The sequence below is a fragment of the Sphingomonas sp. Mn802worker genome (assembly GCF_000382485.1).
GTDB lineage: Bacteria > Pseudomonadota > Alphaproteobacteria > Sphingomonadales > Sphingomonadaceae > Sphingomonas.
The window spans coordinates 284,710-307,598 of the sequence record NZ_AORY01000012.1 but is presented as its reverse complement, the minus strand read 5'-3'; the positions used below and the strand labels follow the sequence as shown (position 1 = coordinate 307,598).

The window sequence follows — 22,889 nt, the reverse complement described above, 5'->3', positions numbered from 1 at the left end:
ATCGACCTTTCGGCGATGCAGCACGTGCTTGATTTCCGCGACCCAGCGCGCCATCTGCCAATCGGAACGATCTGATCCGATTTGAGAACCGCTCGCAACATGCGCCTGTCATCGCTTACCGACTATGCCGTCGTGCTGCTTACTGCGGCGGCGCGGCATTGCGGCGGCGTGGCGCGGCTGAACGCGACGATGCTGGCGGAGGAAACCGGCGTGCCGCTGCCGACGGCGCAGAAGCTCGTCAGCCGCTTGTCCGCCGCCGGCCTGATCGACAGCGTGCGCGGCACCGGTGGTGGCTTTCGCCTGTCGCGGCCGCCATCGGCAATCACGATCGCCGACATCGTTGAGGCGGTTGAGGGCCCGATCGCCATGACCGCCTGCGTCGACGCGGGCGATCACGACTGCAATCTGTCGGGCAACTGCCGCGTCAAGCCGCACTGGAATGCGGTCAACGATGCGGTCCGGTCGGCGCTCGCGGGCGTCACGCTCGCGCAATTGGCGGTGCAGCCCGCCGCTCCACAAACTCCCACAAAGGTTCTGGCATAATGGCCACCAAGAACGCCGAAGCCTATGCGGCCGTCTCGAAGACGTACGAATGGGGCTTCTCCTCCGATATCGAGCAGGACTTCGCGCCCAAGGGGCTGAGCGAGGACACCGTTCGCTACATTTCCGCCAAGAAGGACGAGCCGCAGTGGATGCTCGACTGGCGGCTAAAGGCGTATGCGCGCTGGCTCGAGATGGAGACGCCCGACTGGTCAAAGCTCAACATCGCGCCGATCGACTATCAAGACGCCTATTACTACGCCGAGCCGAAGGCGAAGCCCAAGCTCGGCAGCCTTGACGAGGTCGATCCCGAGATCCTGCGCGTGTACGAGAAGCTCGGCATTCCGATCGCCGAGCAGAAGATGCTGGCGGGCGTCGAGGAGCGTGACGAGAACGGCGAGCCCAAGCGCCGGGTCGCGGTCGACGCGGTTTTCGACTCGGTGTCGGTCGCGACCACGTTCCGCAAGGAGCTGGAGGCCGCGGGCGTCATCTTCCGCTCGATCTCCGAGGCGATCCGCGAATATCCCGATCTGGTGCGCAAGTGGCTCGGCAAGGTCGTGCCGCAGCATGATAACTACTTCGCGACGCTCAATTCCGCGGTCTTCTCAGACGGTACGTTCGTCTACATCCCCGAGGGCGTCCGTTGCCCGATGGAGCTGTCGACCTATTTCCGCATCAACGCGGAAAATACCGGCCAGTTTGAGCGCACCCTGATCGTCGCCGACAAGGGCAGCTACGTATCGTATCTGGAGGGCTGCACTGCGCCAATGCGCGACGAGAACCAGCTGCACGCCGCGGTGGTCGAGCTGGTCGCGCTCGACGATGCCGAGATCAAATATTCGACCGTTCAGAACTGGTATCCCGGCGACGAGAACGGCGTCGGCGGTATCTACAATTTCGTTACCAAGCGCGCGCTGTGCCAGGGTCGTAACAGCAAGGTGTCGTGGACGCAGGTCGAAACCGGCTCGGCCGTCACGTGGAAATATCCGTCGTGCGTGCTTGCGGGCGAGAACAGCGTCGGTGAGTTCTATTCGGTCGCGGTTACCAACAACCGCCAGCAGGCCGACACCGGCACCAAGATGATCCATCTCGGCAAGGGCAGCCGCTCGACCATCGTGTCGAAGGGGATCAGCGCGGGTCGTAGCGACAACACCTATCGCGGGCTCGTTCGCGTGGCGCCGACCGCGGAGGGCGTGCGCAACTTCACCCAGTGCGATAGCTTGCTGCTTGGCGACCAGTGCGGCGCGCACACCATCCCCTACATCGAGGTGCGCAACCCCTCGGCGCAGATCGAGCACGAGGCGACAACCTCGAAGATCAGCGAGGACCAGCTCTTCTACGCGATGAGCCGCGGGTTGGACCAGGAAGCGGCGGTCGCGCTGATCGTCAACGGCTTCGCGCGCGAGGTGCTCCAGCAGCTCCCGATGGAGTTTGCGGTTGAGGCGCAGAAGCTGCTCGGGATCAGTTTGGAGGGTTCGGTTGGATAGCCCGTTCTTCTTTGACCAAACTCGATACTGGTCGGAAGGTGATGAGAAGGCGCACTTCGACTGGCTCGGACGCATCGCATGCATTCAAGACGTGCGTGGACGTGGGACGCAGGTCGTCTTGACTATCGATCCCACCGCCGTGACCGCGGCCGACATGATAGAACTCTGCGCTATTTATCGTCGCTACGGTGGCGACCTTGAACAGCTGCAAAGCCTCGAAGAAAGCTCAAATGCTCAAGATTGAAAACCTATGTGCCGAGATCGACGGCAAGCCGATACTCAAGGGCCTGTCGCTCAGCGTCAACGCGGGTGAGATCCACGCGATCATGGGGCCGAACGGCGCGGGGAAGTCGACGCTCGGCTATGTCCTCGGCGGCCGCCCCGGCTACGAGGTGACCGAAGGCTCGATCACCTTCGATGGCCACGACCTGCTCGAGATGGAGCCGCACGAGCGCGCCGCGGCGGGTGTGTTCCTTGGCTTCCAATATCCGGTGGAAATTCCCGGCGTGTCGAACGTGCAGTTTCTGCGCGAGAGCTTGAACGCGCAGCGTGGCCAGCGTGATGAGAAACCGCTGTCGGGCGCGGAGTTCCTGAAGCTCGCGCGCGCGGAAGCTGCGCGGCTGGAGATGGATGCGGAGATGCTCAAGCGTCCGGTCAACGTCGGCTTCTCGGGCGGCGAGAAGAAGCGCAATGAGATGGTGCAGATGGGCATCATCAGCCCGAAGTTCGCGATCCTCGACGAGACCGACAGCGGGCTCGACATCGACGCGCTGCGCATCGTCGGCGACGGCATCAACCGCATCATGCGCGCACCCGACAAGTCGGTGCTGCTCATCACCCATTATCAGCGGCTGCTTGATTACGTGAAGCCAGACGTTGTCCACGTCCTTGCCGACGGTCGCATTACGCGCACCGGCGGGGCCGAACTCGCGCACCAGCTGGAACGCGAGGGCTACGCCGGGATCGAGGCCGAGGCGACGGCGTGAGCATGCTCGAACTCCCCTCGACCCGCGCAGAGGCGTGGCGCTGGGCTGACCTCGGCGCGCTCTCCGCCGCGGCGGCGCTCGCGCCCATCGCTCAGGTAGAGCACGACTTCCTCGACTTGCCCGGTGCGCGGTTGATGTTCGTCGACGGCGTGCTGGATGAGGTAGCGTCGACGCTCGGCGCCGTGACGCTCGGCGACGTCGCTGGTAGCGACCACGCGCTCGGCCGTCATGCGCGCGCCGGCTGGTCGCTCCGCCTGGATGCGCAAGCTGCCGCTGAACCGGTGCAGATCGTCCACGTCGCGACGCGTGCGGAAAATCACCTTGGGGCCGAGATCGTGCTTGCTGATGACGCGGTCGGCGAGGTGGTCGAGACGTTCGTCGGGGCCGGCTGGGCCAACCGTTACACCCGGACCACGCTCGGCCGCGGCGCGCGGCTGATGCGCAGCGTTCGGCTGCTTCAGCCCGCGGGCTTCGTGTCACTGCGCGAGGAAGCCGACATCGGTGAGGCGGCGAGCCTCCTTACCACCTTCCTCGGTGTGGGCGGGCAGGGCAGCCGCATCGACGCGCAACTCAACCTGATGGGCGAGGGCGCCTTCGTCGAATACGGCGGTGCGCTGCTGACAAGCGAAAGCCAAGCGCAGGAATGTGCCGTCCGCGTCAACCACGCGCAGCCGAACGGCGCGTCGCGGCAGGTGTGGCGCGCGGTCGCGGCCGACCAGAGCCGCGCCAGCCTCGCCGCCGCGGTCGAGGTCGCGCGGCATGCGCAGAAGACCGACGGCGAGCAGAGCCTGCGCGGCCTGCTGCTGCACCGCACCGCGACCGTCAACCTGAAGCCCGAGCTCGAGATCTTCGCCGACGACGTGAAATGCGCGCACGGCGCGACGGTCGGCGAACTCGACCCGCGCGCGCTGTTCTACATGCAGAGCCGCGGTATTCCGCGCGGCCGCGCGCAGGCGATCCTGACCCACGCCTTCGTCGCGGACGTGCTCGAGCGGATCGGCAACGAGGCGGTCCGCGCCGCTTTCGAGGCGGACGCGGATGCGTGGCTCGACGCTGCGCTGTGAGGCAGGCACCGGCGTCCTTGATGGTGGTCGCGCGCGCAAGAGGATGTGATTTTGTGACTTTCCAGCAGGTGCCGGCATGACCACGACCACGCAGGAGCGCCCGCTCGATACGGTCGCCGACTTCCCCGCAATCCCCGACGGCTGGGCCTATCTCGACACCGCCGCCACGTCGCAGAAGCCGCAGGCGGTGATCGACGCGATTACGCGTGGCTACGACACGACCTATGCCACCGTCCACCGCGGCGTGTACCAGCGTAGCGCCGACATGACGCTCGCCTATGAGGCGGCGCGAAATCGTGTTGCATCGTTCATCGGTGGCTCGTCAGACGAGATCGTCTTCGTTCGCGGCGCGACCGAGGGGATCAACCTCGTCGCGCATTCCTGGGTCGCGCAACAACTAAAGGCGGGCGACCGCATCCTGCTGTCACAGCTCGAGCACCACAGCAACATCGTGCCGTGGCAGATCGCGGCCGAGCGCGCCGGTGCCGCGATCGACGTGGTCCCGCTGACGGAGGATCACCGTATCGACCTCGATGCGATGGCGGCGAAGATCACGCGTGAGCACAAGTTCGTCGCGCTCGCGCACGTCTCCAACGTCCTCGGCTCGGTGCTGGACGCGACGAAGGCAAGCGAGATCGCGCATTCGGTCGGTGCGAAGATACTGATCGACGGGTGTCAGGCGGTGCCGCGGATGGCGGTCGATGTCGCCGCGATCGGCTGCGACTTCTACGTCTTCTCCGGCCACAAGCTCTACGGCCCGACCGGCATCGGCGTGCTGTGGGGCAGGGCGGAGCTGCTTGAGGCGATGACGCCGTACCAGGGCGGTGGGTCGATGATCGACCGCGTCTCGTTCGAGCGATCGACCTACGCGCCCGCGCCGACACGATTCGAGGCGGGAACGCCGCACATCGTCGGCGCGCTGGGCCTGCACGCCGCGATCGACTACGTTTCCACGATTGGCCTTAAGCGTATCCACGCGCACGAGGCGGCGCTGGTCGCCGACACGCGCGCGGCACTGTCGCACCTCAATTCGGTGCGCGTGTTCGGTCCTGCCGACTCGGCCGGAATCGTGTCGTTCGCGATGGAGGGGGTGCATCCGCACGACATCGGCACCATCTTGGACGAAAGCCGGGTCGCGATCCGCGCCGGGCATCACTGCGCGCAGCCACTGATGGCCAGCCTAGGCGTCGAGGCGACCGCGCGTGTCAGCTTCGGTGTCTATAACGGACCCAAGGACGTTAAGGCGCTGGTCGCCGGCATGGAACGGGTAAAAAGGATTTTTGGATGAGCGAAGGCTCCGACAAGATCGAGGTACAGGAGGTCGCCGCGGTGACCGCGCCTCCGCGCGCGCGCGTCGAGGATGCGGCCGACAGCCCTCGCGAGCGCGATTACCTGACCGGCTTCCTTCAGCAGAAGCCTGCGGGCGACAAGCCCGGCGAGCCCGGCGGCGCGCTGTACGAAGGCGTGATCGACGCGTTGAAGGACATTTTCGACCCCGAAATCCCCGTCAATATCTACGACCTCGGCCTGATCTACGGCGTCGAGGTGACGGACGAGGGGCAGGCGATCGTCACCATGACGCTGACCACGCCGCATTGCCCGGTCGCCGAGTCGATGCCCGCCGAGGTCGAGATGCGGGTTGCGGCTGTGCCCGGCATCGCCTTCGCCGACGTGAACCTCGTCTGGGATCCGCCGTGGGATCCGGAGAAGATGTCGGACGACGCCAAGCTCGAACTCGGCATGTTGTGAGGAGGTCGCGATGACCGACACCAAGACCCGCGCCCGTCCCGCCGCGCTCAACCTGACGGCGACCGCCGAAGCGCGCATCGCCGCGTTGATGGCGCGCGCACCCGCCGATGCGATCGGCGTCAAGCTGTCGACTCCGCGTCGTGGTTGCTCGGGTCTCGCCTATTCGGTCGATTACGTCACCGAGGCGAAGCCGTTTGACGAGAAGATCGAGACGCCCGGCGGCACGCTCTGGGTCGACGGCGGCTCGATCCTGTATCTGATCGGCTCGACGATGGACTGGGTCGAGGACGATTTCACCGCCGGCTTCGTGTTCAACAATCCCAATGCCAAGGGCGCGTGCGGGTGTGGCGAAAGCTTCACCGTCTGAGCTGATTTCTCGCCAATGACGCGACGGCAGGTGACAAGAGGGCGGCAAGCCTCCTAATCCTGTGCCGGAGCATCATTCGGGGGTCCTTGCTTGAACGTCGCAACCGTCGCCGCCGCGCCATTGTCCGAGCGCGGGTCGCTGGCGTCAGCCATCCTCGACACGTTGGTCCACCGCATCGGCAAGGACGAGCATGCCGCACGGCCGCACGACTGGCTCGCCGCGACGATCCTGACCGTGCGTAACGAGATCATCGAACGCTGGATGGATTCGACGCGAGAAGCGCACGCGGCGGGTGCGAAGCGGGTCTATTATCTCAGCCTTGAGTTTTTGATCGGGCGACTGCTTCGCGACACGCTGTCCAACCTGATGAAAACCGGCGAGGTCGCCGAGGCGCTGGCGGAACTTGGCATCAGCTTGGCCGAGTTGGAGGAGATCGAACCCGATGCCGCGCTGGGCAATGGCGGGTTGGGACGACTCGCGGCCTGCTTCATGGAGAGCATGGCGACGCTCGATCTGCCCGGCTACGGATACGGTATCCGCTACGTCAACGGCATGTTCCGGCAGCGGATCGACAATGGCTGGCAGATGGAGCTGCCCGAAACCTGGCTCGCCCATGGCAACCCGTGGGAGTTCGAGCGGCGCGAGAGCGCGTATTTCATCGGCTTCGGCGGCGAGGTGACCGGCAACGAGCAAGGTGCGGTCCACTGGCACCCCGCCGAGGCGGTCGAGGCGGTCGCGGTCGACACGCCGATGGTCGGCTGGCGTGGTCGCCGGGTCAATACGCTCAGGCTATGGACCGCGCGCGCCTTCGATCCGATCAAGCTCGATGCCTTCAACGCCGGTGACTTCCAGGGAGCGCTGGCCGACCAGTTGCGCGCCGAAACGCTGACTCGCGTCCTCTACCCCAACGACAGCACGGCGGCGGGGCAGGAGCTTCGGCTCCGGCAGGAGTATTTCTTCTCCTCCGCCTCGATCCAAGACATCGTGAGGCGCCACGTCCAATATTTCGGCGACGTCCGTACTCTTTCGGACAAAGCGGCGATCCAGCTCAACGACACGCATCCGGCAGTGTCGGTCGCCGAGCTGATGCGGCTGCTGATCGACCACCACGAACTCGGCTTCGACGAGGCATGGGACGTGACCCGCTCCACGTTCGGCTACACCAACCACACGCTTTTGCCAGAGGCGCTGGAAAGCTGGCCGTTGCCGCTGTTCGAGCGGATGCTGCCGCGTCACATGCAGCTTGTCTACGCCATCAACGCGCGCCTGTTGCGAGAGGCCCGCGCGACCGACGGCATCGACGACCGCGTGATCGCCGCGATCAGCCTGATCGACGAGGGCGGCGAGCGGCGGGTGCGGATGGCCAATCTCGCCTTCGCCGGCTCGCACAGCGTCAACGGCGTTGCCGCGCTCCACACCGACTTGATGAAGCAGACGGTATTCGCCGATCTTCACCGGCTCTACCCGACGCGGATCAACAACAAGACCAACGGTATCACGCCCAGGCGTTGGTTGCAGGAGTGCAATCCTGCGCTCACCGCGCTGATCCGCGAGGGCATAGGCGACCGCTTCCTCGACGACGCGAGGGCGTTGTCCGACCTCGCCCCGTTCGCCGAAGACGCCGCTTTCCGCGAGCGTTTCGCCGCGGTGAAGCGGGCCAACAAGGTCGCGCTCGCCCAGCATCTGCGCACCGACATGGGGCTGCGGCTCGATCCCGACGCGATCTTCGACGTGCAGATCAAGCGCATCCATGAGTACAAGCGCCAGTTGCTCAACCTGATCGAGACGGTGGCACTCTACGATCAGATCCGCTCGCATCCCGATCGCGACTGGACGCCGCGCGTCAAGTTGTTCGCGGGCAAGGCGGCGTCGAGCTACCATAATGCCAAGCTCGTCATCAAACTGGCCAACGACGTCGCGCGCCGCATCAACGCCGACCCGGCGATCGGCGGACTGCTGAAGGTCGCGTTCGTGCCCAATTACAACGTCAGCTTGGCCGAGCGAATGGTGCCCGCCGCCGATTTGTCCGAGCAGATTTCGACCGCCGGCATGGAGGCGTCGGGCACGGGCAACATGAAGTTCGCGCTGAACGGCGCGCTGACGATCGGGACGCTCGACGGCGCGAACGTCGAGATCAGGGACCATGTCGGGGCGGACAATATCGTGATCTTCGGCATGACCGCGGACGAGGTCGCGGCGAAGCGCAGCGGTGGCTATGACCCGCGCAGCCTGATCGAAGGGTCGCACGAGTTGTCTCAGGCGATCAATGCAATCGCCTCCGGCGTGTTCTCGCCTGACGATCCGAACCGCTACCGCGATTTGATGCAGGGGTTGTACGACCATGACTGGTTCATGGTCGCGGGCGATTTCGATGCTTATGCCGCCGCGCAGCGCGAGGTTGACGCCCGCTGGCGCGACCGCGACGCCTGGGGGCGCGCTGCCGTGCTCAACGTCGCCAACATGGGCTGGTTCTCGTCCGACCGCACCATCGCGGAATATGCCCGCAACATCTGGGGCGTGATGTGACCCCGCCCGAGGACGCGATCGCCGCGCTGCTTGAAGGACGGCACGACGATCCCTTTTCAATGCTCGGCGCGCGCGCCGGACCGGAAGGCACGTTCGCGCGGACGTGGATCCCGGGGGCCGATCGCGTCGTGGCGCATTCGCTTGGCGGTGAACTGCTCGGCGGGCTTGCGCGTGTCGACGATCGCGGACTGTTCGAGGGGCGGATCGAAGGTGAGCCGCAGCCGCTGCGCTACCGTGCGAGCGGAGCGGGGGGCCATTGGTGGGTCGGCGATCCGTACAGCTACGGTCCCGTGCTTGGCCCCGTTGACGACCTGCTGATGGCCGAGGGCAAGCACCAACGGCTGTACGACAAGCTTGGCGCGCACCTGATCGATCACGAGGGTGCGAGCGGCATCCACTTCGCCGTCTGGGCCCCCAATGCGCAGCGCGTCAGCGTTGTCGGTGACTTCAACAACTGGAACGGTGCGCGCCATGTCATGCGCCGGCGCGCCGACGCGGGCGTGTGGGAAATCTTTGTCCCCGATCTGTGTGCCGGGCGCGCCTACAAGTACGAGATTGTCGCAGCGAATGGCGTGACGCAGCCGCTCAAGGCCGATCCGTTCGCCTTTGCCGCCGAGCTGCGCCCTGCCACCGCCTCGATCACCACTGCGCCGCCGACGCACGAATGGGGCGACGACGCGCACCGAGAAGCGTGGGCGAAGGTCGACGCGCGGCGCGTGCCGATCAGCATCTACGAGGTCCACGCCGGATCGTGGGAGCGTGACGAGCACGGCTGGTTCCTGACTTGGGACGCGCTTGCCGACCGGCTGATCCCCTACGTCGTCTCAATGGGTTTTACCCACATCGAGTTCATGCCGATCGGCGAATATCCCTATGATCCCAGCTGGGGTTATCAGGCGACCGGCCTTTATGCGCCGTCGGCACGGTTCGGCGATCACGAAGGATTCGCGCGCTTCGTCGACGGTGCGCACCGCGCCGGACTGGGTGTGATCCTAGACTGGGTGCCGGCGCATTTCCCGACCGACGCGCACGGCCTGGCGCGTTTCGATGGCACCGCGCTCTATGAGCATGAGGACCCCCGGCTCGGCTTCCACCCCGACTGGAACACCGCGATCTACAATTACGGCCGGCGCGAGGTGGCGTCGTTCCTGACCAACAACGCATTGTTCTGGGGCGAGCGCTATCACGTCGACGCGTTGCGGGTCGATGCGGTCGCCTCGATGCTTTACCGCGACTACAGCCGCAAATCGGGCGAGTGGGTGCCCAACCAGGCCGGCGGGCGCGAGAATTGGGAGGCGGTCGACTTCCTGCGCGGCGTCAACCGCGCGCTCTATGCCGAACACCCCGGCACCTTCACGATCGCGGAGGAATCGACCAGCTGGCCGGGTGTCAGCCACCCTGCGTATGACGAGGGCGCGCGCGAGAACCTCGGGTTCGGGTTCAAGTGGAACATGGGCTGGATGCACGACACGCTGCAGTACATGGCGCGTGAGCCCGTGCACCGGCCGCACCATCACGACGAGCTCACCTTCGGGCTGATGTACGCCTTCAGCGAGAATTTCATTCTGCCGATCAGCCACGACGAGGTCGTCCACGGCAAGGGATCGCTCCTGACCAAGATGTCGGGTGACGATTGGCAGCAGTTCGCCAATTTGCGCGCCTATTACGCGATGATGTGGGGCTATCCCGGCAAGAAGCTGCTGTTCATGGGGCAGGAGTTCGCGCAGCGCCGCGAATGGAGCGAGGAGCGCGCGCTCGACTGGCACCTGCTGAAATCGTCGGCGCACGACGGGGTGCGCAAGCTGGTGCGCGACCTGAACGCGCTCTACCGCACCAAGCCTGCGCTCTACGCTCGCGATTGCGAGGCGGAGGGGTTCGAGTGGGTGATCGCCGATGACGCGGAGAACTCGGTGTTTGTCTGGCTGCGCAAGGCGCCGGATGCGCCAACGATCGCGGTGATCGCCAACATGACCCCCGTCGCGCGGATGCCCTACCCGGTGCCGTTGCCCGCAAACGGGCGCTGGCGTGAAATCCTGAATTCCGACGCGCACGATTATTGGGGCTCGGGGCTCGGCAACCTCGGTGGCGTGGTCGCGAAGGATGGCATCGCCAACGTCACGCTGCCGCCGCTCGCGACGATCATGCTTGAACAGGTAGGATGACGCCGCACGCGACCACGGAAACGGGAGAGACGGGATGATGCAGCACGATCACCGACGCAGCCACCCGCTGGCACGCGACGCGATGGCCTATGTGCTGGCGGGCGGGCGCGGCAGCCGCCTGGCCGAGCTGACCGACACGCGCGCCAAGCCCGCGGTCTATTTCGGCGGCAAGAGCCGGATCATCGACTTCGCGCTGTCCAACGCGATCAACTCAGGGATACGCCGCATCGGCGTTGCGACGCAGTACAAGGCGCACAGCCTGATCCGGCACCTGCAACGCGGCTGGAACTTCCTGCGACCCGAACGCAATGAAAGCTTCGACATCCTGCCTGCATCGCAGCGCATCAGCGAGTTTCAGTGGTACGAGGGGACCGCCGATGCGGTGTACCAGAACATCGACATCATCGAGAGCTACGCGCCGGAGTTCATGGTCATCCTGGCGGGCGACCACATCTACAAGATGGATTACGAGGTGATGCTCCAGCAGCATCACAGCAGCGGCGCCGACGTGACCGTCGCGTGCATGGAGGTGCCGCGGATGGAGGCAGTCGGTTTCGGCGTGATGCATGTCGATGCGCAGGACCGGATCGTCGATTTCGTCGAGAAGCCGGCCGATCCGCCGTCGATCCCCGGCCAGCCCGATGTCGCGCTCGCCAGCCTGGGTATCTACGTCTTTTCGACGCGGTTGCTGATCGACGAGTTGCGCCGTGATGCCGACACACCGGGCTCAAGTCGTGATTTCGGAAAGGATTTGATCCCCTATCTGGTCAAGCACGGCAGCGCGCAGGCGCACCGTTTCGGCGACAGCTGCGTCCGCACCGCCGAGGAACCCGCCGCCTACTGGCGCGATGTCGGCACCGTCGACGCCTATTGGGAAGCGAACATCGACCTGACCGATGTCGTGCCGCAGCTCGACCTCTACGATCGCAGCTGGCCGCTGTGGACCTATTCGGAGATCACGCCTCCCGCGAAGTTCGTTCACGATCACGACGGGCGGCGCGGCTCGGCGGTGTCGAGCCTGATCGCGGGCGATTGCATCGTGTCGGGCTCGACGATCCAGCGCTCGCTGCTCTCGACCGGCGTGCGCGCGCACAGCTATTCTTGCCTCGATGAAGCGGTCGTGCTGCCCTACACGCATATCGGACGCGGTGCGCGACTGAGCCGCGTGGTGATCGATCGCGGCGTCCACATCCCTGACGGGCTGGTGGTGGGCGAGGACCCGGTCGCCGATGCGCACCGCTTTCGCCGCACCGACAAGGGCATCTGCCTGATTACTCAGCCGATGATCGATCGGCTCGGGTGAGGTGATCAAGCCGTGACGATCCGCGTCCTCTCCGTCGCATCCGAGGTCTATCCGCTGGTCAAGACCGGTGGGCTGGCCGATGTGGTCGGTGCACTGCCGGGCGCGCTCGCCGGGCACGGGGTCGAGCTGACCACGCTGATCCCGGGCTATCCTCAGGTACTGGCGAGCGCGGGTAAGCTGCGTGTCGTTCACCGCTGGCCGGCGTTGTTGGGCACGACAGCGCGGCTGCTCGCGGGCAAGATCGATGGCTATCCGTTGTTCGTGCTCGACGCACCCGGACTGTTGGCGCGCGACGGCAACATCTACACCGATGCGGGCGGCAAGGATTGGCACGACAATTGGCGACGCTTCGCCGCGCTCGCGCGTGCCGCGGCCGATCTCGGTTCCGGCGGCGTGACCGGCTACACCTTCGACATCGTCCACGCGCACGATTGGCAAGCTGCGCTCGCGCCCGTCTACCTGCGCCACGCCCCGGTATCCGCCACGGTAGCGCGTTCGATCGTCACGATCCACAACATGGCGTTCTCGGGCTGGTTCGATCCCGGCATCCTACCGTGGCTGGGACTGCCCGACGACCTCTTCACGCTCGACGGTGTCGAGTTCTTCGGCGGCGTCGGTTATCTGAAAGGCGGGATGCAGGCCGCCGATGCGATCACCACGGTCAGCCCGTCTTACGCGCAGGAAATACTGACGCCTGAGTTCGGGATGGGGCTGGAAGGGCTGGTCGCCGCACGGCGGGATCGTGTCTCGGGCATCGTCAACGGCATCGATCCTGCCATCTGGGATCCCGCAAGCGACGCGGCCCTGTCGGCGCGATACACGGAGCGGACGCTTGGCAGGCGTGAGGCCAACAAGCGCGCAGTGGAAACCCGCTTTGCGCTTGAGCCGGACGATGGTCCGATCTTTACCGTGGTCAGCCGGCTGACATGGCAGAAGGGGATGGACGTGCTTGCTGAGTGCGTCGACGATCTCGTCGCGAAGGGCGCGCGGCTCGCACTGCTCGGCTCGGGTGACGTCGTGCTGGAGGAAGCGTTCCGTCTCGCCGCCGATCGCCATCCCGGTCGCATCGGCGTGATGATCGGCTATGACGAAGCCGTGTCGCACCTGTTGCAGGGAGGAGCCGACGCGATCCTGATCCCATCGCGGTTCGAGCCGTGCGGGCTGACGCAGCTCTACGGGCTCGCCTACGGTTGCGTGCCCGTCGTCGCGCGCACCGGCGGCCTGAACGACACGATCATCGACGCGAACGAGGCCGCGCTGGCTGCCGGGGTCGCGACGGGTTTCCAGTTCGCGGGCGTCTCACGCGACACGCTTACCGCCGCGATCGCGCGCGCCGTCCGCCTCTACGCCGATCGAGCAGCGTGGACGACGATGCAGAAGCGCGGAATGCGCAGCGACTTTTCATGGGAGCGTAGCGGGCTACGCTACGCCCAAGTCTACCGGAAGCTTCTCAACACATGATCCGTGCCGTTCCGACGATCCCGTATTCCGACCAGAGGCCTGGCACTTCGGGCTTGCGCAAGAAGGTGCGCGTGTTTCAGCAGCCGAACTACGCGGAGAACTTTATTCAGTCGATATTCGACGTGATCGAGCGCGAGCGTGCCGGGGCGACGCTGGTGATCGGCGGCGACGGTCGCTTCCTCAACCGAGAAGTCATTCAGATTGCGATCCGCATGGCGGCTGCGGCGACCTTCGCGCGCGTGGTGGTGGGGCAGGGCGGCATCCTCTCGACCCCGGCTGCGTCGCACCTGATCCGCCGCCGCGGTGCGCTCGGCGGCCTGATCCTGTCGGCGAGCCATAATCCCGGCGGGCCGGACGAGGATTTCGGTATCAAGTACAATGTCGCGAACGGAGGCCCAGCGCCCGACGCGATCACCGACGCGATCTACGCACGCACCAAGGCGATCGACACCTGGTACATGGAGGAGGCCGCCGACATCGATCTCGACACGATCGGCGTGGTGCAGGTGGGCGGCATGTCTGTCGAGGTGGTCGACCCCGTCTCCGACTATGCCGACCTGATGGAAACGCTGTTCGACTTCGACGCGATCCGAACGGCCAAGTTGACGATGGCGTTCGACGCGATGAGCGCGGTGACCGGTCCCTACGCAACCGAGATCCTTGAGGGCCGACTTGGCTTCGCGCCCGGCACGGTCAGGAATGGAACGCCGCTGCCGGATTTTGGCGGTCATCATCCCGACCCCAATCTCGTCCACGCGCGCGCGCTTTACGACACGATGATGGGGCCGGAGGCGCCCGACTTCGGCGCTGCCTCGGACGGCGATGGCGATCGCAACCTCATCATCGGGCGCGGGCGGTTCGTGACGCCGTCGGACAGCCTCGCGATGCTCGCAGCCAACGCGCATCTCGCACCCGGCTACGCGGGCGGGTTGAAGGGTATCGCACGCTCGATGCCGACCAGCGCCGCCGCCGATTGCGTGGCGGCCGCGCTGGGCATTCCGGCGTACGAAACGCCGACCGGATGGAAGTTCTTCGGCAATCTGCTCGATGCCGGCATGGCAACGATCTGCGGCGAGGAGAGTGCGGGCACCGGCAGCAACCATGTTCGCGAAAAGGACGGGCTGTGGGCGGTGCTGCTGTGGCTGAACATCCTGGCGGTGACCGGCAAGAGCGTCGACGCACTCGCGCGCGACCATTGGGCGCGCTTCGGGCGCAACTATTATGCCCGCCACGATTATGAGGGCGTCGACAGCGTCGCCGCCGATGCGTTGATGTGCGACCTGCGCGATCGACTGCAGTCGCTGCCGGGCACCGCGCTCGGTGCGCTGACGATCGCGCAGGCGGACGATTTCGCCTATACCGACCCGACCGACGGCTCGATCAGCGCCAACCAGGGCGTGCGGATCCTGTTCGAGGGCGGCAGCCGCGCTGTGTTCCGCCTGTCGGGCACGGGGACGAGCGGCGCGACGCTGCGCGTCTATCTGGAACGCTACGAGCCAGCGACCGGCAACCTCGACGCGGATACCGGCGCGATGCTGGCCGAGATCGCGCAGGCGGCGGACGATCTCGCCGGCATTCGTCGCCATACTGGCCGAGCCGCGCCCGATGTTATCACCTGAACTCGGCGCCCGAATCGGGCCGGGCGGAACCAGTTTCGCGGTACGCGCCCCCGCGGCGGCGACGGTCTGGCTGTGCCTGTTCGACGGTGAGGTGGAACGTCGAGTCGTGATGACGCGTGCCGGTGCGATCTGGCACGTCGAGGTCGCGGGGCTAGGGGAGGGCGCACGCTACGGCTTTCGCGCCGATGGACCGCCGCCTCACGACCCCAGCAAACTGTTGGTCGATCCCTATGCGACCACGCTCGACGGTCCCTTCCGCTACGATCCGCGACTGGCGCAGCGCGGCTTCGACACCGCCGCGCTGGTGCCCAAGGCCCAAGTCACGTCGCACGCCATGACCGCGCCCGATCCGCCGGTGTTCCGCCACGGCGGGTTGATCTACGAGGTTAACGTGCGCAGCTTCACGATGCGGCACCCCGATGTGCCCGAGGAACAGCGCGGCACGATCGCCGCGTTGGCGCATCCCGCGGTGCTCGCGCATCTGATGAAGCTTGGTGTTGACGCCGTCGAGTTGATGCCGGTCGTCGCCTGGATCGACGAGCGTCATCTCGCGCCACTCGGGCTGCGCAATACCTGGGGATATAATCCAGTCGTGCCCATGGCGTTGGACCCGCGCGTGGCGCCCGGCGGCGTTGCCGAACTGCGCGAAACGGTGGCGACGCTAAGGCGACACGGGATCGGCGTGATCCTTGATCTGGTGTTCAACCATAGTGGCGAGAGCGACGAACTCGGCCCGACGCTGTCGCTGCGCGGGCTCGATGATGCGGCCTACGCACGCGATGATCTGGGCGGTATTATCAACGACGCCGGAACCGGCAACACGCTCGATTTCGCGCGAGCATCGGTCCGCGATCTGACGCTGGCCGCGATGCGCCACTTCGTCGCGACCTGCGGCGTCGACGGCTTCCGCTTCGATCTCGCCCCCGTCATGGCGCGCGGACCAGGTTTCGATGCCGAGGCCCCGATCTTTGCCGAGATCGCGGCCGATCCGCTTCTCGCCGACCGGGTGTTGATCGCGGAACCATGGGACATCGGACCGGGCGGCTATCAACTCGGCGCGTTTCCGCACCATTGGCTCGAGTGGAACGACCGCTTCCGCGACGACGTGCGCCGTTTCTGGCGCGGCGACGGCAGCAATGGCGCGCTGGCCATGCGGCTCTCCGGTTCCAGCGACGTGTTCGGCGATCAGATCACACGAAGCATCAACTTCGTCGCCGCGCACGACGGCTTCACGCTTGCCGACACCGTGGGCTATGCGGAACGCCACAACGAGAACAATGGCGAAGGCAATCGCGACGGGCACGCCCACGATGTGTCGTGGAGTAACGGGGTTGAGGGCGAGAGCGACGACGCATCCGTGACCGAGCGTCGCCACGCCGACCAGCGCGCGCTGCTCGCCACGCTTTTCGCCAGCCGCGGCACGATCATGCTGACCGCAGGCGACGAGTTCGGCCGCACGCAGGCCGGCAACAACAACGCTTACGCGCAGGACAACGCACTGACCTGGCTCGATTGGCCCGCGCGTGACCGCGACTTGGAGGATTATGTCGCCGAGCGGTCGCGACAACGCCGTTGCGTGGCCGTGCTGGGTGATCCGGCGATCCGTCACGACGTGCGCTGGCAGCGAGTATATGGCGGCGCGATGGGGCAGGCCGATTGGGACGGTTGCGCCGGATTCGAGATGATCGTCGGCGAGGTCACTGTGCGGATCGATCGCGAGGCTCGCTCCGTCACGATCATCCCGGCTTGAGGCGATCGATCGAGCGCTGAAGCCGGTAAGATCACCTTCGCCCGCAGGCGACACGGGCAAAGCCGGTGTCGTCGGTCGGCCCGTGCGCGCGGCCGGCCGCGCTGGTCGCGGCGGAACAGCTCGCGCTATTCCGCCGCGACCAGCGGCAATCCCGGCTGCACCTCTTCATGCCCGCGCACGATCCCCGACAATGTCAGGCCTAGCAGTCTGATTCCGCCTGCGACCGGTAGCTCGGGCGCGATCAGCAGCCGTCCGATCGCCAGCATCTCCGCCTCGCTCGCCACCGGATCGGCGAGCGAGCGCGCGCGGGTGATGGTGTGGAAGCTGCTGTCGCGCAGCTTGAGCGTCACGGTGCGTCCGCGCGCCTGCTTGCGCTCCGCCCGCGCCCAGGCGGTGGCGGCGACATGGGCCAGCGCGGCGTCGATCTCTTCGGGCGTGAACAGGTTTCGCTCGAACGTCCGCTCCGCTCCGATCGATTTGCTCGCCCGGCTGGACCGCACCGGGCGATCGTCGATGCCGCGCGCGGCACGGTGCAGGTACTCGGCGTAGCTGCCGAAATGCGCACGCAGGAACTCGATCGGGCGGTCGCGCAGGTCGGCCCCGGTCTCGATCCCCAGTCGCGACATCTTCGCCGCGGTGACCGGGCCGACCCCGTGGAAGCGCTTGACGGGAAGGCTCGCGACGAACGCCGCGCCCTTGCTCGGGGGAACCACGCACAGGCCGTCGGGCTTGTTCTGGTCCGAGGCAAGCTTAGCGATGAACTTGTTGTAGCTGACCCCGGCCGAGGCAGTGAGCCCCGTCACGGCCTTGATCCGTGCGCGAATGTCCTCGGCGATCGCCTTCGCCGAGCCGAGTCCGTGGCGATCGATCGTCACATCCAGATAGGCTTCGTCGAGGCTGAGCGGTTCGATCGCGGCGGTGTAATCGGCGAAGATCGCATGAATCTGTCGGCTGACCGCGGCGTACACTTCGAACCGTGGTTTGACGAACAGCAGCTCCGGGCAGCGTCGCCGTGCCACTGACGACGGCATCGCCGAGCGTACGCCGAACACGCGCGCCTCATAGCTCGCCGCCGCCACGACGCCGCGCAGGCTCGACCCGCCGACTGCGAGCGGCCGTCCGCGCAAGGACGGATCGTCCCGCTGCTCGACCGACGCATAGAAGGCGTCCATGTCGACGTGGATGATCTTGCGGATGACGTCGCCGGTCACATGACCGCTATAACGTCCGTGTTCGCATCCGTGTACCCGTTTCGTTCGCGTCGGCGGCGCTGTTTTCGTCACGGACGCAATCCGCTAAGGCACCTCGCATGACCGAGCTTCAACGTCCCGTCCTCGTGCCGCCGAACGGCGAGAAGAAAGTGCTGCTCCACTCATGCTGCGCGCCGTGTTCGGGCGAGGTGATGGAGGCGATGACCGCGAGCGGGATCGATTATACGATCTTCTTCTACAATCCCAACATCCATCCGAAGGAAGAGTATCTGCTCCGCAAGGAGGAGAACATCCGCTTTGCCGAGGATCACGGCGTGCCGTTCGTCGATGCCGACTACGACACGGTCAACTGGTTCAAGCGCGCCAAGGGGATGGAGTGGGAGCCCGAGCGGGGCGCGCGCTGCACGATGTGTTTCGACATGCGGTTCGAGCGCACCGCGCTCTACGCGCACGAGCACGGCTTTCCGGTCATCACCTCGTCGCTCGGTATCTCGCGCTGGAAGGACATGAACCAGATCAACGGCTCGGGTGAGCGCGCGGCGTCCCACTATCCGGGTATCAATTACTGGACGTTCAACTGGCGCAAGGGCGGCGGTGCCGCGCGGATGATCGAGATTTCCAAGCGCGAACGCTTCTACCAGCAGGAATATTGCGGCTGCGTGTACTCGCTGCGCGACAGCAACGCACACCGAGTCAGTCAGGGACGCGATGAGATTCGGATCGGCGAGCTATATTACGGCGTGGAGCCGTAAGGCTGATCGATCATGAGGTATCATTCGCCCGTCGAGCGGCGCCCGGGCTAACGGATGCGCTTCAAATCTTAGAATTGAAAAGCGGAAAAGTTGGTCGGGGAAAGAGGATTCGAACCTCCGGCCCCTGCCTCCCGAAGGCAGTGCTCTACCAGGCTGAGCTATTCCCCGACCATGTGCCAGCCCGACCAGGTCGGGGGCAGGCGGCGGCTTATATCAGCGAAATCGACGGCTGCAAGCGGCTGCTGATGCTATTTTGCGCGGCAGCCGATCACGTGTGATCGTGACGGCGCGCGGGCACCTGCGCTAACAGGCGACATGGGCGCCACCGAATGGATTGCGACAATGCTGGGGCTTGCCTGCGTCGCACTGGCGGCGCGGCGCAGCGTGTGGACTTTCTCGTGCGGCATCGCCTCGGTTACGCTGCTCGGCGTCGTGGTGTTCGAGGCGCGGCTGTACAGCGACACGCTGCTGCAGGCCTTCTTTGTCGTCGCGAACGTCTATGGTTGGTTGAACTGGTCGCGCAGCACCGACTTCGCGGGCGACGTGCCGGTCACGCATATGTCGGCGTCCGAGCGTCTGCGCTGGACAGCTGGAACGCTGATCGCATCGCTCACCTGGGCGACACTCGTTCATCGCTTCACCGATGCTTCCTATCCAGTGTGGGACGCGCTGATCGCGGGCGCGAGCGTTGCCGCCCAGATCCTGATGGCGCGCCGCCGTATCGAGCATTGGTGGGTGTGGATCGCGGTCGATGTCGCCTCGGTGCCACTTTATCTGGCGAAAGGCCTGTATTTGTTCGCCGCGCTCTACCTGCTTTACCTTGCCTTGTCGGTATGGGGACTTATCGACTGGCGCCGCGCCGAGCGGGCCACAGCACAACGGGCCACCGGCTGATGCTACGCACGATCTGCCTGCACGGACCCGAGAGCACCGGCAAGTCGACGATGGCGCCGCGGCTCGCGCGGCATTTCGACACGCAGTGCGTCGCGGAGTTCGGGCGCGCCTATTGCGAGCAGCACGGTACCGACCTGACCATGGCGGATCTGGTCGCGATCGCGCGCGGGCACGATGCCAAAACGCGCGCAGCGGTCGCATCGGGCGATCAGCCGGTGATCCTCGACACCGATCCGCTGATGACAGCGGTGTGGGCGGACATGCTGTTCGGGCGGCGTGATCCATGGTTTGACGCGTGGACCAATACCGCGGACCTCTATCTGCTGTTCGACATCGATTTGCCGTGGGAAGCCGACGGCACCCGCATGTTCGGCACGGCGGCGGAGCGGCAACGCTTCTTCGACCTGTCGCGCCTTGAGCTGGAGCGCCGGGGTGTGCGCTGGGCATTGGTGTCGGGGCAGGGGAGTGCGCGCTACCTGTCGGCGCTGGCGGCGATCCGCGCGGCGGGCTGACGTTCTCGCCCGCGCACGGCGCTTTGGCTTTTGCCCCGCGCCTGCTAACGCGCGCGGATCATGGCTACCCCGCTCTCGCACATCCGTAATTTTTCGATCATCGCGCACATCGATCACGGCAAATCCACGCTCGCCGACCGGCTGATCCAGGCGACCGGCGGCCTCTCCGACCGCGAGATGAGCGAGCAGGTGCTCGACAACATGGATATCGAGCGTGAGCGCGGCATCACCATCAAGGCGCAGACCGTGCGTCTCGCCTACAAGGCGAAAGACGGCGAGACCTACACGCTCAACCTGATGGACACGCCGGGCCACGTCGACTTTGCCTATGAAGTGTCGCGCAGCCTCGCCGCATGCGAAGGCGCGCTGCTCGTCGTCGATGCGGCGCAGGGCGTCGAGGCGCAGACGCTCGCCAACGTCTATCAGTCGATCGAGCACAATCATGAGATCGTGCCCGTCATCAACAAGATTGACCTGCCCGCCGCCGAGCCCGAAAAGGTGCGCGCCGAGATCGAGGACGTGATTGGCCTCGACGCGTCCGAAGCCGTGCTGGCGAGCGCGAAGTCCGGCATCGGCATCGCCGACATCCTGGAGGCGGTCGTCACCAAGATTCCGGCGCCGAAGGGTGACGCCAACGCACCGCTGAAGGCGATGCTGGTCGATTCGTGGTACGATCCGTACCTTGGCGTCGTGATCCTGATCCGCGTGATCGACGGCACGTTGAAGAAGGGGCAGCAGGTCACCTTCATGCAGGCGGGCACGCAGCATCTGGTCGACCGCGTCGGCTGCTTCCGGCCTAAGATCGAGCAGTTGACCGATTTGGGTCCGGGCGAGATCGGCTTCATCACCGCGCAGATCAAGGACGTGGCGCAGGCGCGCGTCGGCGACACGCTGACCGACGCGAAGAAACCGACCGCCGAGCCGCTGGAAGGTTTCAAGGAAGTGCAGCCGGTGGTGTTCTGCGGGCTGTTCCCGCTCGACGCCAACGACTTCGAGAAGCTGCGCGAATCAATCAGCAAGCTGCGGCTGAACGACGCATCGTTCAGCTTTGAGATGGAGACATCGGCGGCGCTCGGATTCGGCTTCCGCTGCGGCTTCCTGGGACTGCTCCACCTGGAGATCATCCAGGAACGGTTGATGCGCGAATATGACTTGGATCTCATCACTACCGCGCCGAGCGTGGTGTACGAAATCGAGCTGACGCACGGTGCCGGTTCCGTCGAGCTGCACAACCCCGCCGACATGCCCGACCCAAATAAAATCGCGACGATCAGCGAGCCGTGGATCGAGGCGACGATCTACGTCCCCGACGAATATCTCGGCAGCATCCTCAAGCTGTGTCAGGACCGGCGCGGCATCCAGAAGAACCTGACCTATGTCGGCGGGCGCGCGCAGGCGACCTACGAGCTGCCGCTGAACGAAGTGGTGTTCGATTTCTACGATCGGCTGAAATCGTTGTCGAAGGGCTATGCCAGCTTCGACTATCACCAGATCGGCTACCGCGAGGGCGATCTCGTCAAGATGAGTATCCTCGTCAACGAGGAGCCGGTCGATGCGCTCAGCATGATCGTCCACCGGGGCACCGCCGAGACGCGCGGGCGTGGCATGTGCGAGCGGCTGAAGGAATTGATCCCACGCCACTTGTTCAAGATCCCGATCCAGGCAGCGATCGGCGGCAAGGTGGTCGCGCGCGAGACGATCAGCGCGATGCGCAAGGACGTGACCGCGAAATGCTACGGCGGCGACGCAACACGCAAGCGCAAGCTGCTGGACAAGCAGAAAAAGGGCAAGCTCAAGATGCGTGAGTATGGCTCAGTGCAGATTCCGCAAGAAGCCTTCATCGCTGCGCTCCGCATGGGTGACGAGGGCTAAGCCTAGCGTGGGAAGCCGCAATCACGTTCGCAGCTTTCCCGCCTCGTTCTTCAGCATCCACGCCCGAGCGGCACGTTGTACCCGCGGCAGGATCAGCCATTGCAGCAGTGCCGTCAGCACGATCGAGGAAACGACGACCTGTAGCGGCGGCGCTAGGAACGGCAGCACCTCGCGCGCCGGCGTGCTGACCAGGCGCAACACCGGCAGCACCGACAGCCAGGTCACGACGAGGCCCTTCCACGGCGATGCGCTGGCATCGCTCGGCAGCTCGATCGTGACGCGGTTACTATCCTCGACCTGATCGAGCCCACTGGCCAGTACCGCGCCGCGCCTCTGCAACGCGCCAAAGCCTTGGCTCTCGCGAAATTGCTCAAGGGAGGCGCGCGCGCCAAAGCGGATGAGCAGGTGTTGCAACGCCTTGCTCTGCTTCAAACGGACCGCTCCCGCGAACCCGTCCGCTGCCGCTGCGACATCCGTCATCCCTTTTATCCAGCCGTGCAGCGCATCGGTGCTGCCCGGCTTGACGGCGCGACTGAGCACGGGTGTCGCCCGACGTTCAGTTTCGCTCGCTCATGCGCGCGGGACGGGTGTCAAACGCGGGCGTTGCGTGGCCCAGTCCGAATTGGCTTGGACC

Annotated in this window: 20 protein-coding genes and 1 tRNA gene; 18 read left to right on the top strand and 3 right to left on the bottom strand. The window is 65.6% G+C overall.

Annotation, left to right across the window (positions count from 1 at the left end; all coding sequences use genetic code 11):
* Positions 1-99 precede the first annotated feature (99 nt).
* The 14 genes from SMN802W_RS0111470 (at position 100) to glgX (ending at position 17,014) form a co-directional block, all read left to right on the top strand.
* Positions 100-543, top strand: a complete 444-nt coding sequence (locus SMN802W_RS0111470) for an SUF system Fe-S cluster assembly regulator (RefSeq protein WP_019517053.1) — start codon at positions 100-102, stop codon at positions 541-543.
* Complete coding sequence (sufB, locus tag SMN802W_RS0111465; RefSeq protein WP_019517052.1) at positions 543-2,027, top strand: Fe-S cluster assembly protein SufB; 1,485 nt, start codon at positions 543-545, stop codon at positions 2,025-2,027. Before SMN802W_RS0111470 ends, sufB begins: the two co-directional genes overlap by 1 nt.
* Positions 2,020-2,271 (top strand): hypothetical protein, encoded by a 252-nt coding sequence (locus SMN802W_RS18325; RefSeq protein WP_156818851.1) that lies wholly within the window; start codon positions 2,020-2,022, stop codon positions 2,269-2,271. Before sufB ends, SMN802W_RS18325 begins: the two co-directional genes overlap by 8 nt.
* Positions 2,258-3,013 (top strand): Fe-S cluster assembly ATPase SufC, encoded by a 756-nt coding sequence (sufC, locus tag SMN802W_RS0111460; protein ID WP_019517051.1) that lies wholly within the window; start codon positions 2,258-2,260, stop codon positions 3,011-3,013. The genes SMN802W_RS18325 and sufC overlap by 14 nt, the downstream gene beginning before the upstream one ends.
* A 2-nt stretch (positions 3,014-3,015) precedes the next feature.
* Positions 3,016-4,077, top strand: coding sequence for a SufD family Fe-S cluster assembly protein (locus tag SMN802W_RS0111455; RefSeq protein WP_037523893.1), 1,062 nt, complete (start codon positions 3,016-3,018; stop codon positions 4,075-4,077).
* A 76-nt stretch (positions 4,078-4,153) separates the two neighbouring features.
* Positions 4,154-5,365, top strand: a complete 1,212-nt coding sequence (locus SMN802W_RS0111450) for a cysteine desulfurase (protein ID WP_019517049.1) — start codon at positions 4,154-4,156, stop codon at positions 5,363-5,365.
* Complete coding sequence (locus tag SMN802W_RS0111445) at positions 5,362-5,826, top strand: SUF system Fe-S cluster assembly protein (RefSeq protein ID WP_019517048.1); 465 nt, start codon at positions 5,362-5,364, stop codon at positions 5,824-5,826. Before SMN802W_RS0111450 ends, SMN802W_RS0111445 begins: the two co-directional genes overlap by 4 nt.
* A gap of 10 nt (positions 5,827-5,836) precedes the next feature.
* Positions 5,837-6,193 carry a HesB/IscA family protein gene (locus SMN802W_RS0111440; protein WP_019517047.1) on the top strand — a complete coding sequence of 119 codons (357 nt, stop codon included), beginning with the start codon at positions 5,837-5,839 and terminating at the stop codon, positions 6,191-6,193.
* 90 nt (positions 6,194-6,283) lie between these two features.
* A complete protein-coding gene (locus SMN802W_RS0111435; protein WP_019517046.1) occupies positions 6,284-8,719 on the top strand; it encodes a glycogen/starch/alpha-glucan phosphorylase in 2,436 nt (811 codons plus the stop codon).
* A complete protein-coding gene (gene glgB, locus SMN802W_RS0111430; RefSeq protein WP_019517045.1) occupies positions 8,716-10,881 on the top strand; it encodes a 1,4-alpha-glucan branching protein GlgB in 2,166 nt (721 codons plus the stop codon). The genes SMN802W_RS0111435 and glgB overlap by 4 nt, the downstream gene beginning before the upstream one ends.
* A 34-nt stretch (positions 10,882-10,915) precedes the next feature.
* Positions 10,916-12,184, top strand: a complete 1,269-nt coding sequence (glgC, locus tag SMN802W_RS0111425; RefSeq protein ID WP_019517044.1) for a glucose-1-phosphate adenylyltransferase — start codon at positions 10,916-10,918, stop codon at positions 12,182-12,184.
* Between the two features lie 12 nt (positions 12,185-12,196).
* Positions 12,197-13,645, top strand: coding sequence for a glycogen synthase GlgA (gene glgA / locus SMN802W_RS0111420; protein ID WP_019517043.1), 1,449 nt, complete (start codon positions 12,197-12,199; stop codon positions 13,643-13,645).
* The gene (locus SMN802W_RS0111415; protein ID WP_026326041.1) at positions 13,642-15,264 is read left to right on the top strand and encodes an alpha-D-glucose phosphate-specific phosphoglucomutase; all 1,623 of its coding nucleotides are present in this window, start codon (positions 13,642-13,644) and stop codon (positions 15,262-15,264) included. The genes glgA and SMN802W_RS0111415 overlap by 4 nt, the downstream gene beginning before the upstream one ends.
* The gene (glgX, locus tag SMN802W_RS0111410) at positions 15,251-17,014 is read left to right on the top strand and encodes a glycogen debranching protein GlgX (protein WP_037523891.1); all 1,764 of its coding nucleotides are present in this window, start codon (positions 15,251-15,253) and stop codon (positions 17,012-17,014) included. Before SMN802W_RS0111415 ends, glgX begins: the two co-directional genes overlap by 14 nt.
* A gap of 125 nt (positions 17,015-17,139) precedes the next feature.
* Here glgX and dinB read toward each other — a convergent pair whose 3' ends face one another.
* Complete coding sequence (gene dinB / locus SMN802W_RS0111405; RefSeq protein WP_019517040.1) at positions 17,140-18,225, bottom strand: DNA polymerase IV; 1,086 nt, start codon at positions 18,223-18,225, stop codon at positions 17,140-17,142.
* 98 nt (positions 18,226-18,323) lie between these two features.
* Between dinB and SMN802W_RS0111400 the strand changes: the two genes are divergently transcribed.
* Positions 18,324-18,977, top strand: coding sequence for an epoxyqueuosine reductase QueH (locus tag SMN802W_RS0111400; protein WP_019517039.1), 654 nt, complete (start codon positions 18,324-18,326; stop codon positions 18,975-18,977).
* Between the two features lie 91 nt (positions 18,978-19,068).
* On the opposite strand, the gene SMN802W_RS0111395 is transcribed toward SMN802W_RS0111400, so the two are convergent.
* A tRNA-Pro gene (locus SMN802W_RS0111395) sits at positions 19,069-19,145 on the bottom strand.
* Between the two features lie 147 nt (positions 19,146-19,292).
* On the opposite strand from SMN802W_RS0111395, the gene pnuC reads away from it, so the two are divergent.
* From pnuC to lepA, 3 genes are read left to right on the top strand one after another with little or no spacing between them, the layout of a single operon-like run.
* The gene (gene pnuC / locus SMN802W_RS0111390) at positions 19,293-19,871 is read left to right on the top strand and encodes a nicotinamide riboside transporter PnuC (RefSeq protein WP_019517038.1); all 579 of its coding nucleotides are present in this window, start codon (positions 19,293-19,295) and stop codon (positions 19,869-19,871) included.
* Entirely contained in the window at positions 19,871-20,383 is a 513-nt protein-coding gene (locus tag SMN802W_RS0111385; RefSeq protein WP_019517037.1) for an AAA family ATPase, read from the top strand. Before pnuC ends, SMN802W_RS0111385 begins: the two co-directional genes overlap by 1 nt.
* 60 nt (positions 20,384-20,443) lie before the next feature.
* Positions 20,444-22,255, top strand: a complete 1,812-nt coding sequence (lepA, locus tag SMN802W_RS0111380; protein ID WP_019517036.1) for a translation elongation factor 4 — start codon at positions 20,444-20,446, stop codon at positions 22,253-22,255.
* 21 nt (positions 22,256-22,276) lie between these two features.
* On the opposite strand, the gene SMN802W_RS0111375 is transcribed toward lepA, so the two are convergent.
* Positions 22,277-22,795, bottom strand: a complete 519-nt coding sequence (locus SMN802W_RS0111375) for a hypothetical protein (protein ID WP_019517035.1) — start codon at positions 22,793-22,795, stop codon at positions 22,277-22,279.
* Positions 22,796-22,889 lie beyond the last annotated feature (94 nt).

Excerpts from the sequence above, each read along its gene's own strand:
- SMN802W_RS0111470 (WP_019517053.1), top strand. The coding sequence starts at position 100 with ATGCGCCTGTCATCGCTTACCGACTATGCCGTCGTGCTGCTTACTGCG.
- sufB (WP_019517052.1), top strand. The coding sequence starts at position 543 with ATGGCCACCAAGAACGCCGAAGCCTATGCGGCCGTCTCGAAGACGTAC.
- sufC (WP_019517051.1), top strand. The coding sequence starts at position 2,258 with ATGCTCAAGATTGAAAACCTATGTGCCGAGATCGACGGCAAGCCGATA.
- SMN802W_RS0111455 (WP_037523893.1), top strand. The coding sequence starts at position 3,016 with ATGCTCGAACTCCCCTCGACCCGCGCAGAGGCGTGGCGCTGGGCTGAC.
- SMN802W_RS0111450 (WP_019517049.1), top strand. The coding sequence starts at position 4,154 with ATGACCACGACCACGCAGGAGCGCCCGCTCGATACGGTCGCCGACTTC.
- SMN802W_RS0111445 (WP_019517048.1), top strand. The coding sequence starts at position 5,362 with ATGAGCGAAGGCTCCGACAAGATCGAGGTACAGGAGGTCGCCGCGGTG.
- SMN802W_RS0111440 (WP_019517047.1), top strand. The coding sequence starts at position 5,837 with ATGACCGACACCAAGACCCGCGCCCGTCCCGCCGCGCTCAACCTGACG.
- glgC (WP_019517044.1), top strand. The coding sequence starts at position 10,916 with ATGATGCAGCACGATCACCGACGCAGCCACCCGCTGGCACGCGACGCG.
- SMN802W_RS0111415 (WP_026326041.1), top strand. The coding sequence starts at position 13,642 with ATGATCCGTGCCGTTCCGACGATCCCGTATTCCGACCAGAGGCCTGGC.
- glgX (WP_037523891.1), top strand. The coding sequence starts at position 15,251 with ATGTTATCACCTGAACTCGGCGCCCGAATCGGGCCGGGCGGAACCAGT.
- SMN802W_RS0111400 (WP_019517039.1), top strand. The coding sequence starts at position 18,324 with ATGACCGAGCTTCAACGTCCCGTCCTCGTGCCGCCGAACGGCGAGAAG.
- pnuC (WP_019517038.1), top strand. The coding sequence starts at position 19,293 with ATGGGCGCCACCGAATGGATTGCGACAATGCTGGGGCTTGCCTGCGTC.
- SMN802W_RS0111385 (WP_019517037.1), top strand. The coding sequence starts at position 19,871 with ATGCTACGCACGATCTGCCTGCACGGACCCGAGAGCACCGGCAAGTCG.
- lepA (WP_019517036.1), top strand. The coding sequence starts at position 20,444 with ATGGCTACCCCGCTCTCGCACATCCGTAATTTTTCGATCATCGCGCAC.